The organism is Clostridium tarantellae (assembly GCF_009295725.1).
In the GTDB taxonomy this organism is placed as follows: Bacteria; Bacillota; Clostridia; order Clostridiales; family Clostridiaceae; genus Sarcina; species Sarcina tarantellae.
In genome coordinates this window covers 1-15,122 of the sequence record NZ_WHJC01000058.1, presented here as the reverse complement: position 1 = coordinate 15,122, position 15,122 = coordinate 1, and the positions used below count along the sequence as shown (strand labels likewise).

13 protein-coding genes are annotated in these 15,122 nt (G+C 27.4%); 2 read left to right on the top strand and 11 right to left on the bottom strand.

The window, feature by feature from the left end; all coding sequences use genetic code 11:
* Positions 1-16: 16 nt before the first annotated feature.
* The 6 genes from GBZ86_RS06125 to cdaA all read right to left on the bottom strand — a co-directional run bounded on the left by GBZ86_RS06125 (position 17) and on the right by cdaA (position 7,918).
* Positions 17-1,738, bottom strand: a complete 1,722-nt coding sequence (locus tag GBZ86_RS06125; RefSeq protein ID WP_152888767.1) for a ferredoxin hydrogenase — start codon at positions 1,736-1,738, stop codon at positions 17-19.
* A gap of 201 nt (positions 1,739-1,939) precedes the next feature.
* Positions 1,940-3,010 (bottom strand): butyrate kinase, encoded by a 1,071-nt coding sequence (gene buk / locus GBZ86_RS06120; RefSeq protein ID WP_152888765.1) that lies wholly within the window; start codon positions 3,008-3,010, stop codon positions 1,940-1,942.
* Between the two features lie 34 nt (positions 3,011-3,044).
* Complete coding sequence (gene ptb / locus GBZ86_RS06115) at positions 3,045-3,956, bottom strand: phosphate butyryltransferase (RefSeq protein ID WP_327444316.1); 912 nt, start codon at positions 3,954-3,956, stop codon at positions 3,045-3,047.
* Positions 3,957-4,134: 178 nt separating this feature from the next.
* The gene (locus GBZ86_RS06110) at positions 4,135-5,736 is read right to left on the bottom strand and encodes an NAD(P)/FAD-dependent oxidoreductase (RefSeq protein ID WP_152888761.1); all 1,602 of its coding nucleotides are present in this window, start codon (positions 5,734-5,736) and stop codon (positions 4,135-4,137) included.
* Between the two features lie 89 nt (positions 5,737-5,825).
* Entirely contained in the window at positions 5,826-7,094 is a 1,269-nt protein-coding gene (locus tag GBZ86_RS06105) for a CdaR family protein (protein WP_152888759.1), read from the bottom strand.
* Positions 7,064-7,918: a diadenylate cyclase CdaA gene (gene cdaA / locus GBZ86_RS06100; RefSeq protein ID WP_152888757.1), complete on the bottom strand. Its 855-nt coding sequence runs from the start codon at positions 7,916-7,918 to the stop codon at positions 7,064-7,066. Before cdaA ends, GBZ86_RS06105 begins: the two co-directional genes overlap by 31 nt.
* Positions 7,919-8,077: 159 nt before the next feature.
* On the opposite strand from cdaA, the gene GBZ86_RS06095 reads away from it, so the two are divergent.
* Both GBZ86_RS06095 and GBZ86_RS06090 read left to right on the top strand, forming a co-directional pair.
* Positions 8,078-9,046 carry a hypothetical protein gene (locus GBZ86_RS06095; RefSeq protein ID WP_152888755.1) on the top strand — a complete coding sequence of 323 codons (969 nt, stop codon included), beginning with the start codon at positions 8,078-8,080 and terminating at the stop codon, positions 9,044-9,046.
* A gap of 67 nt (positions 9,047-9,113) precedes the next feature.
* Positions 9,114-9,728: a cell wall hydrolase gene (locus GBZ86_RS06090; protein ID WP_152888753.1), complete on the top strand. Its 615-nt coding sequence runs from the start codon at positions 9,114-9,116 to the stop codon at positions 9,726-9,728.
* A 119-nt stretch (positions 9,729-9,847) separates the two neighbouring features.
* On the opposite strand, the gene GBZ86_RS06085 is transcribed toward GBZ86_RS06090, so the two are convergent.
* The 5 genes from GBZ86_RS06085 to ptsP all read right to left on the bottom strand — a co-directional run bounded on the left by GBZ86_RS06085 (position 9,848) and on the right by ptsP (position 14,978).
* Positions 9,848-10,708 carry an NAD(P)/FAD-dependent oxidoreductase gene (locus tag GBZ86_RS06085; protein ID WP_152888751.1) on the bottom strand — a complete coding sequence of 287 codons (861 nt, stop codon included), beginning with the start codon at positions 10,706-10,708 and terminating at the stop codon, positions 9,848-9,850.
* A gap of 51 nt (positions 10,709-10,759) precedes the next feature.
* Entirely contained in the window at positions 10,760-11,074 is a 315-nt protein-coding gene (trxA, locus tag GBZ86_RS06080) for a thioredoxin (protein ID WP_152888749.1), read from the bottom strand.
* A gap of 96 nt (positions 11,075-11,170) precedes the next feature.
* Positions 11,171-12,346 (bottom strand): beta-aspartyl-peptidase, encoded by a 1,176-nt coding sequence (iadA, locus tag GBZ86_RS06075; RefSeq protein WP_152888747.1) that lies wholly within the window; start codon positions 12,344-12,346, stop codon positions 11,171-11,173.
* A 55-nt stretch (positions 12,347-12,401) separates the two neighbouring features.
* On the bottom strand, positions 12,402-13,151 hold the full coding sequence (locus GBZ86_RS06070) for a YdcF family protein (protein ID WP_152888745.1): 750 nt from the start codon (positions 13,149-13,151) through the stop codon (positions 12,402-12,404).
* A 207-nt stretch (positions 13,152-13,358) separates the two neighbouring features.
* Complete coding sequence (gene ptsP, locus GBZ86_RS06065; protein WP_152888743.1) at positions 13,359-14,978, bottom strand: phosphoenolpyruvate--protein phosphotransferase; 1,620 nt, start codon at positions 14,976-14,978, stop codon at positions 13,359-13,361.
* Positions 14,979-15,122 lie beyond the last annotated feature (144 nt).

The following is a 15,122-nucleotide window of genomic DNA, read 5'->3' as shown; positions in this document are numbered from 1 at the left end:
ATTTTTTAAATTTATATTATTTATTATATTTAATATGAAATAATTCATGTGCTTTTCCATGACCTGGTTTACCTATATATGTTTTATACATTTTTATTAAAGCTTCATTCTCATGTGATTTTCTCTTTGAGAAATTTTTATCTTGATTGTAAAGAACAGAAGCTCTTACTTTTCTTATATCAATTTTTTCTCTATCACATTCCATAACATGTGGTTGACCTCCACCATTTACACACCCTCCCGGACATGCCATAACTTCAATAAAATGATAATCTTTAGCTTTTTCATCTTTCATAAATTGTGCTAAATTAGCTGAACCATTTATTACAGCTACTTTTATCTCTTCTCCACCAATATTAACTTTAGCCTCTTTTATTCCATCTACACCTCTTACTGCATGATACTCTATATCTGCTAAATTGCTACCCTCAACAAAGTCTTTAGCAGTTCTTAAGGCAGCTTCCATTACTCCACCAGTAGCTCCAAAAATAGCTCCTGCTCCAGTATGTTCACCCATAGCTGGATCTACTTCACTATCTTCTAAATTAGCAAAATCTATTTTAGCTGCTTTTATCATTCTAACTAATTCTCTAGTAGTAATAACTGCATCAATATTTCTTATTCCGTTGTTCTCCATTTCTGGTCTATCTGCTTCAAACTTTTTAGATGTACATGGCATTACTGTAACTGTAAAAATTTTTTTTGGTTCTATATCAGCAATTTCTGAATAATAAGTTTTAGTTGCAGCACCAAAAATCTGTTGAGGTGATTTTGCCGAAGATAAATTTGGTATTAATTCTGGATAATATTTTTCAACCTGTCTTACCCATGATGGACAACATGATGTAAACATTGGGAAAGGTCCATTATTATTATATCTCTCTATAAACTCTGTAGCTTCTTCCATAATTGTCATATCAGCTCCATAGTTTATATCAAAGATTTTATCAAATCCTAATTTTCTTAAAGCAGTATATAACTTACCTGTTACATCCACTCCATACCCCATTTTAAACAATTCTCCCATAGATGTTCTAACAGCTGGTGCCATTGCTGCTATAACATGCATTTCAGGGTTACTTATAGCTTCTTGTACTTTTTCAATATAGGATTTCTCTTGTAATGCATCAACCGGACATGCAATAACACATTGACCACATAATAAGCAGTTAGTATCATCAAAACATTTTAGTGCTTCTGGTCCAACTATTCTTTCATTATTTTCATTTTTTTGAAATGTAATTGCTTTTGTTCCTGTTTTAACTCTACAAGCTGCTACACATCTTCCACAAACAACACATTTTGATCTATCTAAAACTATTGATTTACTTCTATCATCTATATATTCACTTTTATCTTTAACAATAAAAGGTTTTGTTGCTCTAGCTTTTGTTTTTATAACAAGTTTTAAAAATTCGCAGTTTTCTCTTCTTTTACATGGACCACATTTAAATTCATGTTTATCTAATAATTCTATAACTCTATTTTTAATTTCTTCTTGTACTCTTTCAGTATTAGTTCTAATAACCATACCATCTTTAACTTTTATACAACAAGCTCTAGCTAGCCTATCTTGTCCTTCTATTTCAACTAAACAAACTCCACATTGACCAATATTATTACAATCTTCTAAATAGCATAATGTTGGTATATCTATTCCATTTTCTCTAGCTATTAATAATATAGACTTAACTTCATCAAATTCTATTATTTTTTCATTTATTATTACTTTCCCCATGTTGTCCCTCCATGTCTTTAAGGTTTGGTAAATTATTACTCTCAAATTTAAATTATTAATAAATAATAATAATTACAAAAAAACTCACATCTTTTATCTTATCATATTGATTATTCTTTTTAAAATGCCATGTTTTGTTATAATTACGCATATTATTACAAAAGTAATGAGAGACTTCAAATGAAGTCTCTTCTCTCAATATTACTTGTATTCTTTTGCAATTTCTTCACCAGACAAAACTCTTATAGTTCCTTCAGCCAATGCTAATAACTCATCTTCTCCTGGATATACTGTTATAGGTGCAATCCATTCTACTTTTTCTTTTATAGCATTAACAACATCTTTTCCATAAGCAATTCCACCAGTTAATATTATTGTATCCACCTTGCCATTTAAAACTACAGACATTTCTCCAATATACTTTGTTACTTGATAAATAAAAGCATCAAAAATTAATTTTGCTTTACTATCACCTTCACTAACCCAATTAGATACATCTCTAGCATCATTGGTATTTAAATAAGCAACATAGCCACCTTTTCCAACTATTTTTTTATATATTTCTTCTTCAGTATATTTACCACTAAAACACATTTTTATTAAATCTCCAACTGGAACACAACCTGCCCTTTCTGGTGAAAGTGGTCCATCACCATCTAATGCATTATTAACATCTATAACTCGTCCATTTTTATGAGCACCAATAGAAACTCCTCCACCCATATGAACAACTATAACATTAATATCTTTATATGTTTTATTATTTTCTTTAGAATATCTTTTTGCTACAGCTTTTTGATTCAAAGCATGAAATTTGCTTTTTCTCGGTAATTCTGGTACTCCTGAAATTCTAGCTACACTTAATAATTCGTCAACAACAACAGGATCTACAATAAAAGCTTTTATATTTAAATCCTTAGCTATATTATCAGCTAATATTCCTCCTAAATTTGAAGCATGCTGACCTTGTATACCTTTTTTTAAATCTTCAAGCATAATGGCATTTACTTCATAAGTCCCACCTTCCATTGGCTTTAGCATTCCACCTCTGCCAACTACTGCATTTAATGTATTTATATCAAATTTTTTCTCTTTTAGTACTTCTAATATTAATTCTTTTCTAAATGATAATTGATCTACAATTTTATCATATTTTAATATTTCTTCTGCTGAATGTCTTATAGTTTCTACTATTATTTCTTTTTGATTCTCATATACACCAATTTTAGTTGATGTTGACCCTGGATTAATTATTAAAAGCTTAAATACCATATAAATTCCCCCTATATTTACCCCTATATATTAATTAAACTTCAGTTACTAATGCCGCTAATGCTATAGAATTAACTTTTGTCTCAAAACTATCAGCCCTTGAAGTTAATATTACTGGCGCAGATGTACCAACTAATAATCCTCCATTTTTAGAATTAGACATATAAGTTAATGTTTTATACATAACATTTGCTGTATCTATATTAGGTAGTAATAATATATCAGCCTTTCCTGCTACAGCTCCTGTTACACCTTTGTGATGTGCCGCCTCTTCTGAAATAGCATTATCTAAAGCAAAAGGACCATCAACTAAACATCCTTTAATTTGTCCTCTATCATTCATTTTTGCTAGAAGTGCCGCATCTACAGTAGCAGGCATATCAGAATTAACTACTTCTACTGGTCCTATAGCTGCAACCTTTGGTAATTTTATACCACAAGCTTTAGCAACTTTTACTGAATTATTTACCATATCTACTTTAGCTTTTAGATCAGGATATGTATTAAAAGCCGCATCAGTTAAAAATACTAATCTATCAATACCTTCTATATCAAAAACTGCTACATGTGACATTAACTTTCCTGTTCTTAATCCAACTTCTTTATTTAATACACTTCTTAAGAAAGTAGCAGTATCTACTAATCCTTTCATCACCATATCCGCTTCCCCTTTTGATACTAGCTCCACAGCTAATAAAGCAGCTCTTTTATCATTTAGTTCATTAATTATTTCTATTTTTGATAAATCCATATCAATTTTATGCGCTATATCTTTTATTTTATTTTCATTTCCTACTAAAATTGCATCCGCAAAACCTTGTTTTACTGCTTCTTTTATAGCTTCTAAAACAGGTTCATCTTGAGCCACTGCTACAGATACTTTTTTTCTTTCAATAGTTTTTAATTGATTAAATAAACTTTGAAAATTTTTACTCATAATCCTCACCTCTAATTTTTTAAATTTATTCGTTAAATTTATAACAAACAAACTTAAAATTTTTTAATTATTATTAATTTCATAAAAATTGAATAAATTACATTTTTTTCTTCTACTATTTTATTTTAACAAAAAAAAAACTGAAAACTAGTGTTTTCAGAAAATTTTCTTTAATTTTTTTTTATTTTTAAGAAATTTTATACTTTTTAATTATACTTTCAGCCACTTTTAATCCATCAACAGCAGCAGAAACTATTCCACCTGCAAATCCTGCTCCTTCTCCAGCTGGATATAATCCTTCTAAAGATATACTTTGTAAACTTTCATTTCTTTCAATTCTAACTGGTGCTGAAGTTCTTGTTTCTATTCCAGTTAATATTGAATCATAATTAGCAAATCCTTTTATTTTTCTGTCAAAATCCTTTAATCCTTCTTTAAGTCCCTCTATTACATAAGATGGTAAGCATTTTCTTAAATCTACAAATTCATATCCATTAGATAATACACTTGGATTTACTTTTCCTAATTTAGTAGAAATTTTATTCTCCATAAAATCTCCTACTAGCTGAATAGGAGTACTATAATTTCTTCCTCCTTCTTTATAAGCTAACGCTTCATAATGTCTTTGAAATTCCATTCCAGATAAAGGGTGATTTCCTTCAAAATCTTTAGGACCTACAGCTACAACTATTGCTGCATTAGCATTTTCTTTATCTCTAGCATGATAACTCATTCCATTAACACATAATCTTTCTTTTTCAGAAGCAGCATTAACTACTACACCTCCTGGACACATACAAAATGAATATACAGATCTTTCTAATTTTTTGCTTTGATAGGTTAACCTATATTCTGCAGCTTTTAACTTAGGATGATTTGCATATTTTTCACCATATTGACTAATATTTATTAATCCTTGAGGTTGTTCTACTCTAACACCTATGGCAAATGGTTTTTGACTCATAAATATTCCTTTATTAAAAAGCATCTCGTAAGTATCTCTAGAGCTATGACCTAATGCTAAAATTAAAGCATCACAAGGCACCTCTTCTCCATTAACTATAATGCCTTTTAATTTTCCATTGCTTTTTAAAATCCCCTCAAATTTAGAATTAAATTTAACTTCTCCCCCTAAGGCTTTTATTTCTTCTCTTATATTCTTAACAACCTTTTTAAGTATATCCGTACCAACGTGTGGTTTACCTTTATAAATTATTTCTTCTGGAGCTCCTCCTTTAACTAAAGCTTCTAATATAAAATCACATCTAGTATCTTTTATTCTTGTTGTTAATTTACCATCTGAAAAAGCTCCTGCACCACCTTCTCCAAATTGAACATTTGATTCAGTATTTAATACACCAGTTTTCCAAAATTTCTCTACTGTTTTAGTCCTATTCTCAACATCTTCTCCTCTTTCAAAAACTAAAGGTCTATACCCTTTTTTAGCTAAAAGAAGTGCTGCAAATAATCCAGCTGGACCTAATCCAATTACAACTGGTCTATGATTTAAATTTTCATTTCCTGATACTAATTCATCAAGTACTAATGTTTCAATTTTTACATCTCTATCATTTACTTTAGCTACTATTTTACTTTCATCTTCGTGTTCAATATCTACACAATAATTAAATTTAATCATACTTTTTTTTCTTGCATCAATAGATTCTTTTATTATTTTTATATTATTAACTTCACTTAAAGGTAATCTTAATTTTTTAGCTACTTTATTTTTAATTAAATTTATATCATCATCTACTGATAAAGTAATATTGTTTACTCTTATGGTCATTTCCTATACTCCTTTGTATTTTTTATTTAATAGTTAAATTATTTTACCACAGAACTATTTTATATAGTATACTGTGGTAAATGTTAATTTTATTGATTTGTTTTTTTAATTAATTTAATCTTTACTTCATTTGGATTAATTTCTTCAACCTTAATATTATTATAAGGATTAGTAATATTAATTTTAGTTATATGTTCACCTTCTGACATTCCACTTAAATCTACAGAACATACTATTTGTTCTAATTTAATTTCATTTATATCTGATTCTAATCCACTTAATTTTACTTTAACTTTTTCACCTTCCAATTTCGCCTCATATTCTTTTGGTACATTTTTTAAATTTATTGGTAAATTTACTTCTTTAGTTATATTAGGTATAACAGCTGGTTGTGATGGAGTATTATTATTTATATTCTTATTACTAAATGCAATTTTAACTTTTACTTGATTTATACCTGATGCTACTGTGGTATCACTAGGTATTTTTAATACAGCTGTAACTTCTGAATTATCCGCTAATGTAGATAAATCAATCGGCTCAGTATCTACTTGATTTATCTTATTCAATATTTCTTCATCTCCTAATAATTCTACTTTATTTATATCTGGTATTATACTTTTTATAGCTAATCCTTCTCCTGGCTCTCCTTTGGTTATTACATTTACAGGAACTTGTTTACCCTTTTTAACTGTTAATGATAATTTTGCTGTTGTGGGAGAAATTTTAATATCCTTTATAACATCTCCATTTTCGTCTACAGCTTTTATAGGTAATGCTATATCCATATCTTTTTCAACATTTTCAATTTTTCCATCTACCATTAATTTTTTAACTTTATCAAGCTGTTCTTGTGCACCAGATATAGTAGCAGTTGTAGGATTTATTATAACCTTATCTATATAAATACCTTGAACCGTTAAAATTTTAACCTTAGATTCAATAGGTAATGTTTTTTCACTATAGTCATCTAAAACAATATTTACTCTTAAAAAACTATCCTTTTTTATATTTATATTTGAAGGACAAGTTAAAATTTCAACTGGTATATTATTTTCACCTTTTCTCAATGCATAGGAAGCTAAGTTTACTACAACTTTAAAATCATCTGGTTTTACTCTATAAACTTCACTTGCAGGTCCTTCTAAATTTAAATTAACAGATAGCTTTTGATTTGGCACTAAAGCTAAATTATATTCTTTTAATGCATCTTGATTTATGATTTCCACTGGAACATTCTCTACTTTATATTCTTTTACAGGATTTTCTACGTTTAATATGTACATCCATAACCCAAAGGAAAGTGCTAAGCAAATTAATTTTACAATTAATGTTTGATTTTTATTTTTCTTATCCAACCTTTCACCTTCTTTCCGTAAGATATACCTCTTTTATCTCTTCTATTTTTCATAATTTTTAATAATATACTTTTTAATTTTTCTTTATCATAATTTCTTGTTAATCTCCCTTTAACTGCTAAAGAAATAGTTCCTGTTTCTTCTGATACAGTTATTATTAATGCATCAGATGTTTCAGATAATCCTATGGCTGCTCTATGTCGTGTTCCTAACTTTTTATTTATATTATTATTTTCTGTCAGTGGTAATACACAACCTGCTGCAACAATTCTATCATTTCTTATAATTGTTGCTCCATCATGCAAAGGAGTATTTTTAAAAAAAATATTTTCTATTAAAGCTGAGGAAACTAAAGCTTCTAATTCCGTACCTGTAGAAGCTATTTCACTTAGTCCAGTTCCTTGTTCTATAGCAATTAATGCTCCTGTTTTTGTTTCTGCCATATTCTCAACTGCTGTTACAATAGAAGTTATAACTTTATCTAATTTCTCATCATCCTCTATAACATGAAAATCATCAAAAGCACTTCTTCCTATATGTTCTAATGCTCTTCTTATTTCTGGTTGAAAAATTATAACAATAGAAAGTACACCTATAGTTAATGTTTTAGTTAATATAAAATTTAACATATTTAATCTTAAAATTAAACTAACCGGAATCAATACTAGTATAAGTAATATACCTTTTAATAACTGTTCAGCTCTTGTTTCTTTTATTAACATATATCCTTTATAAAAGATAAATGCTACAACTAAAATATCTATTATAGACCAAACAGATATATTTTTTATACTGTTTAATATAATGTTTACTATTGTAAACATTGTATCACCTCCTGAACTCTACCATTTCAATTATACAATAATTTTCTTTAGTTAAATATATACTATTTAATATAATTTTAATTCACATATTATTTGTAATGTTATTATTAATCTCCTCATATAGTTTATATATAATTCATTTTAAAGGAGGATATAATGATGGATATCACTAAAAATTTTAAGATTTTAGGCAGTATTATATTAATAATTGGATTACTAGTCTTTATAGGCATAATTTTTATAAGTACAAATCAAAATATAGCTTCAAAGGATATAAAAAACTTAGAAAACATAGCTAATACTATAACAACTACAAATTTTTCAAATGATTTAAATAATCAAATAAGCTCTGATAATTTTACTAAATCTCTTGAAAAAAAAGTATCAAAATTCAAAGACATACAACTTAATTTAAGTTCATTAGATATTGATTCTAATTATGATATTATTTTAACCAATTTAAATGAAGGACTTTCTTTAAATATAGATTTTTATGAACAATTAATATCAATTTTAAAATCACCTAATTCAATGGATTTACAAACTTCTTATGATGCTGCTATAAATTTAAAAGAACAATGTGAAAATAAATATAAAGCTTGTTCTAAAAATAATATGAATTTATCTTTAACAAATAATAATGAATATCTAAATAAAATACTCTATTATATCAATCAGTTAATTAAAATTAGTAGAGATTCTGATATAAATACTGAACAAAAAAATGATTTTATTATTTCTATAGATAAGATTTATAGGGGATTCCTCCCTTTAACTGAAGATTTGCTTACAACAATTGACCTAATAAAAAAAGATGGTCGTGACATAAATTTATTAACTTCAGATATTCATAATAAATTAATTGAACTTCAAAATATAGAAAATGACTTTTTCAACTTATCCATTCCTTCAAATGGTACAGAATTATTTAAAGCTTTTGAAAATTGCTTGAAAACTTATGAAAATTATATAAATAATTTACTTAAAGGAATTATGGCAGAAACTTCTGAAAATAACTCTAATACCTCTAATGAAGATTTTTATAATAAAGCTAAATCTAACTATGATGAATTAATCAAAACATTAAATAATTTCGATTCTACATTTTCAAAATATAAAAACAATTAATTTATGAATTATGATTAAGTTTTTGGTTATACTATACAAAGTAAAATAACTATTTAAGGAGGATTTCATGAAAAGAAAGTTAATTCCATTTTTCTTATTCTTAGCCTTCGCAATTATAGTTATCACTATTAATAAAAATAACTTGGTTAAGGGTGAACCAAAAATAATGAAAAATGAAATCGAAATAAAAAATATACTATATAATAATTCATTAATAGTATCTTATAATGAAGATACTATTAATGAAACTGATTTATTTCATGAATCAGATGAAATTGTAGAAGTATTTAATTCTTCTAATTGTAAATACAATATAACTAGAAAAGATTTAGATTTAATGGCTAAAGTTGTATTTGCAGAAAGTAAAGGTGAACCATATGATGGAAAGGTTGCTGTTGCATCTGTAATCCTAAACAGATTAATCCATCCTAATTTCCCCAACACTATTCAAAAAGTTATTACACAAAAAAATGCATTTTCTTGTGTTGTGAATGGGAATGTACCTGTGGTTCCAGATAGTGATAGTTATAATGCTGTTAGGGAGGCTCTTAAAGGAAATGATCCATCTAAAGAAGCATTGTATTTTTATAATCCTAAAATTGCAACTTGTTCTTGGATGAAAGGAGTAGAAAAATTAAATGTTACAAATATTGGACAGCATGTATTTTTCACAGCTAATTAAATTTTATGCTATCCATAATATAAAATAATAAAAAAATATTAAAAGGATTCATTTAGAATCCTTTTAATATTTTTGTGTAAAATACTTTTAAATTATAAAATATAAACAAAATTATATTCTTATTTAATTGAATCTAAATAAGAAACAGCACTTAACGCTGCTATGTTTCCTTCTCCAGCTGCTTTTATATATTGATATGGCTTTCCAATGCAATCACCAGCTGCAAAACATCCATTTAAATTAGTTTTCATATATCTATCTACATCTATATGACCATTACTAGTTTTCAACCCTGGCACTAATTGTGAAGGAGAGATACTATCTTTTAATATAAATACACCATCAGTAATTATTTCATTATTATTTGTAATTACTTTATTTACTTTCATATCTCCTTGTATCTCTAAAGGTCTATCTTTAATAATTTCTACATTAGAATTTAAATTATATTCATCTTTATACATAGGTATATAATATACTTTTGAAGCTAATTCACTAACAAAGTTAGCTTCCTCTTCATCCTCTTTGTTATGAGCAATAATAGTAACTATTTTTCCTTTATATAAAGGTGCATCACAAGTTGCACAATAACCAACACCTTTTCCTAAAAATTCTTCTTCTCCTTTTAAAGGTTTAGTATATTCTACACCTGTTGCTAAAATTATAGAAGTAGCTTCATATATTTTTTCATTTACTGCTAATGCAAAATATTCACCCATAGCATAAACATTATTTATTCTTTCTTCTGTTAAATTTATCTTCATAAAGTCTAAATGTTTTTGAAATTCTTCCTTTATCTGCTCTCCATTTTTTCCGTAAAATCCTAAATAATTATTTACCTTTGGTGCTTTTATTAATTTATTACTAAAGTTAGCATTTCCAAATATTATAAATTTTTTATTTCTTATCTTTGCATTCAATGCTGCTGATAAACCAGCTGGCCCACTACCAATGATAGCTATATCATATCTTTCATTCATAAATTTTTCTCCCTTTAATAACTTCAAATAAGTTATTATAATTATGAAATATTATATATGTTTCTTTATTGTTTCCTCTAATGCTGATTTTGGTCTAAATCCAACTAATGTATCTACAGGCTTACCATTTTTAAACATCATTAAAGTAGGAATACTTGCTATTTGAAATTTTCCTGCTATTGAAGGGTTTTGATCTACATCTACCTTTACAAATTTAACATCTTTCATTTCTGATGCTAATTCGTCTATAACTGGAGCTATCATTTTACAAGGTCCACACCAAGTTGCCCAAAAATCAACAACAACAACTCCATTTTGACTTAAAACTTCTCCATTAAATTCTTTATCATTTATATGCTTTACCATAATAATTACCTCCAAAATTATACCCCATCGGGGTATTCTATTGTTTTTAATTATAGTATATTTTAAAATCACTGTCAATGTTACTAATAATCATTATTACATAGTTTCGAATACTCCTTTAGCTTTTAATCCTTTATTTTTCATTAATATTTTACCTTTTGCAATTACTGTATCTATATTAAAAGTCTTTTTATCTAAAATTAATATATCTGCATCTTTTCCAGCTACTATTCTTCCTTTATTAAATAATTTTAAAGCATCTGCAACATTAGATGTAACAACTTTTAATGCCGATTCTATATTAACCCCTTCTTCTATAGCTACTAATACTTCTCTAAACAAAGATTCTACAGAACAAATTCCTAATCCTATTAATTTTCCCTCTTCTGAAAATAATGGCATACTTCCATTACCATCTGACGAAAAAGTTATATTTTCAACATTAACATCTTGTTCTAACATTAATTTTAATGCTTTAGCAGCTCTTAATTCTCCTTCTTCTAAATAATTAGGATTAGAAGACGTTGTAAAATCTATATATCCACCTTTTTTAGCATATTCTATACCCATATTAAAAAGTTCTGTGCTTCTATTGACATGAGTAGGTAATATTTGAGTAGCTGGAATTTCTGTTTCTTCTATTAATTTAAATAAGTAATTCATCATTCTTCTTCCCGAACCTAAATGAACATTAACAATACCTGCTTTACTAGATAATAGACCACCTACCCTTGCTTGTGCAACTACATTTACAAACTGTTCATAAGTTGGCTGTGAACTTCTATGATCTGATAATGCTATCTCTCCTACGCCTATAACTTTATCTAATAAAAGAATATCACTTTTAACACTTTCAGTTATAGATTTCACTGGTACATCATAAGAACCTGTATAACAATAGCAACTTACTCCTTCATCACATAAAGCATATGCTTTAGCAATTAATCCTTTCATATCTCTGCATATACCATCTGTACCTATAGTTCCTACTAAAGTTGTTATACCAGCTTTTATAATACTACTAAGTTGCAATTCAGGAGTTCTTGTTTTAAAACCTCCCTCACCACCACCTCCAATAATATGCACATGAGAATCTATTAGACCTGGAGTAGCTATATAATTGCTTCCATCTAGAACTTCTATGTTTATAAAATTTTCTGGTATTATAATATTGTCATATACTCCTTCTATTTTATCACCTATTATTACTATATCTTTTTTGCCTAAAAAATTTGGTGAATACACTTCTATATTTTTTATAACCTTAATCATTCTTCATATCCCCTTAATTCTAAATTATTATATTTATATATTTCCCTAAAAATTTTTATCTATCAAAAACAATAGATTTTCCTAATGCAAAAAATTCTCTTATATAATAAGGTGTTAACCAAATATTTAAAGGTGCACTATATACTTCTATATCTTTAAACCCATTTCTTTTAGCTAAAAATACTCCTCTAAAAGAGTGAAAATTATTAGTTATTATTTTTATACTAATATCTTTTATATCCACACCTTGATTTTCTATAGCTTCTTTAGAAAATTTAAAATTTTCATAAGTACTTGTTGATTTATCTTCTACTATAATTCTATCTTCTGATATACCCTTCTCCAATAAATACCTTTTCATAGCTATAGCTTCTGGTATATCTTCGCCTGGTCCTTGTCCTCCTGAAAGAACAATTTTTTCTCCCTTATCATAATACTTTAAATATTCTAAAAGTGTATCCATTCTTTGCATTAATACTAAAGACATCCTTTCTCCGTATAGCCCTGCTCCTAATACTATTATATAATCTGTTTTTGTTGTATCTTTTTTTAATGCAAAGAAAATTATACAACTTTCTACTAGTAAAAATACTATCATAAACGCTATAACTAAAGGCTTAATAAACTTTTTAATCCTCTTAAATAATTTATTCTTATGTAACTTATTTTTAACAAAATGATATATTATTAATACTAAACCCATGAGCAATATAGGTTTACTAAAAGATAAATTCCACATAAATATTTTAAGAACAAAATAATACGCAATAGCTAACATTCCTAAGATTAAATCCAAATATTTCATTTTTCCTCCTTACCAACTAAGAAACCAATATAATATTTCCCAATTAATACTTTTACTTCCTAAATATTTTAACATATTCTTATATAACATTTTCTTCATATAGGTTATAAACATATTAATATTTGATTATTTTTAGGTAACAAAAAAGGTGTGAATTGCTTCACACCTTCAAATTTAGGGTTATTTGAGTATTGTATATTAATTTAATTACTCTTGCTCCATTATAATTTTCTTAGCTGATAATATAGATGTAGCACTCATTGAGAATTCATCTAATCCATATTCAACTAATGTTGGAATAGCAGTTTCATCTCCTGCCATTTCTCCACACATTCCTACCCATTTACCATGTAAATGAGCTCCATCAATAGTCATTTTTATTAATCTTAATACTGCTGGATGCATTGGATTATAAAGGTATGATACCTTTTCACTCATTCTATCTGCAGCTAATGTATATTGAATTAAATCATTTGTTCCAATTGAGAAGAAATCAACATGTTTAGCTAACTCATCTGCACAAACTGCCGCCGCTGGAATTTCAACCATAATTCCCCATTGAATATTCTCTGAGAAAGTTTTTCCTTCAGTTGTTAACTCTACTTTACATTCTTCAACTATCTTTTTAGCTGCTTGGAACTCTTCTAAACCTGATATCATTGGGAACATTACAGCAAGCTTTCCATAAATAGATGCTCTTAATAATGCTCTTAATTGAACTTTAAATATTTCTTTTCTATCTAAACATAATCTTATAGCTCTATAGCCTAAGAATGGATTCATTTCTTCTGGTAAAGGTAAGTATGGAAGAGTTTTATCTCCACCAATATCTAATGTTCTTATAACAACTTGCTTACCTTCACATTTTTCTAAAACATATTTATATGATTCAAATTGCTCTTCTTCTGTTGGAGCACTATCTCTATCCATGTATAAGAATTCAGTTCTGAATAATCCTACACCATCTCCACCATTAGCTAAAACCTGATCAACATCTTCTGGTTTACCTATGTTTCCACAAACTTCAATTCTTTTACCTGATTTAGTTGTAGTTTTAACTTCTATAAGTTTCTTTAATTCCTCTTGCTCTGCATGGAATTTTTCTTTTTTAACAATATACTCATCTATTGTTGCTTGTTCTGGATTTATTATTGCTATTCCTTCTATACCATCAACTATAACAGTATCTCCATTTTGAACTGATGTTGTTATATCACCTAATCCAACTACTGCTGGTATTTCTAAAGTTCTAGCCATTATAGCTGAGTGAGATGTTCTTCCACCGATATTAGTTAAAAAAGCAACTACTTTGCTTCTATCTAATTGAGCTGTATCTGAAGGTGTTAAATCATTAGCAACAACAACTGTATTTTTTTCATTTATAGCAAAAGCATTACCACCTTTACCAGATAAATTAGATATTATTCTTTTAGAAACATCTTTTATATCTGCCGCTCTTTCTCTCATATAAGCATCATCCATTGATTCAAATATCATAACGAAAGTATCTGTAACCATTTGTACAGCTTTCATAGCATTAACACTTTCAGTTTCTATAGTCATTTCCATTTGACCTGTAAATTCTACATCATCTAACAACATTAAATGAGCTTCAAAAACTTGTGCTTCATGTTCACCTATTTCAGCTAAAGCTTTTTCTTTTATTTGTGTCAATTGCTCTCTTGAAGCTTCTAAAGCTTTCTTTAACATATTTTTTTCATCAGCAATATTAGAAACTTTAGCATCACTTATAACGATTTCTTCATGTTCTTGAATGAATACTTTTCCTATTGCATATCCTTTTGAAGCAGCAATTCCTTTTTTCATTATGTATTTCCTCCCTATATTTCAAAAATTTTAAATTTATCTAAATATATGTTATTCATAATTTAAGTATATGTTATTCATAATTTATTTTCAATTTATAATGTATAATAATTTATTAGCAAATATTATGCCAAAATCTTATCT

Bases quoted from the DNA above. Each gene is read 5' to 3' on its own strand.
- GBZ86_RS06125 (WP_152888767.1), bottom strand. From the start codon at position 1,738: ATGGGGAAAGTAATAATAAATGAAAAAATAATAGAATTTGATGAAGTT.
- buk (WP_152888765.1), bottom strand. From the start codon at position 3,010: ATGGTATTTAAGCTTTTAATAATTAATCCAGGGTCAACATCAACTAAA.
- GBZ86_RS06110 (WP_152888761.1), bottom strand. From the start codon at position 5,736: ATGACCATAAGAGTAAACAATATTACTTTATCAGTAGATGATGATATA.
- cdaA (WP_152888757.1), bottom strand. From the start codon at position 7,918: ATGTTTACAATAGTAAACATTATATTAAACAGTATAAAAAATATATCT.
- GBZ86_RS06095 (WP_152888755.1), top strand. From the start codon at position 8,078: ATGGATATCACTAAAAATTTTAAGATTTTAGGCAGTATTATATTAATA.
- GBZ86_RS06090 (WP_152888753.1), top strand. From the start codon at position 9,114: ATGAAAAGAAAGTTAATTCCATTTTTCTTATTCTTAGCCTTCGCAATT.
- GBZ86_RS06085 (WP_152888751.1), bottom strand. From the start codon at position 10,708: ATGAATGAAAGATATGATATAGCTATCATTGGTAGTGGGCCAGCTGGT.
- trxA (WP_152888749.1), bottom strand. From the start codon at position 11,074: ATGGTAAAGCATATAAATGATAAAGAATTTAATGGAGAAGTTTTAAGT.
- iadA (WP_152888747.1), bottom strand. From the start codon at position 12,346: ATGATTAAGGTTATAAAAAATATAGAAGTGTATTCACCAAATTTTTTA.
- GBZ86_RS06070 (WP_152888745.1), bottom strand. From the start codon at position 13,151: ATGAAATATTTGGATTTAATCTTAGGAATGTTAGCTATTGCGTATTAT.
- ptsP (WP_152888743.1), bottom strand. From the start codon at position 14,978: ATGAAAAAAGGAATTGCTGCTTCAAAAGGATATGCAATAGGAAAAGTA.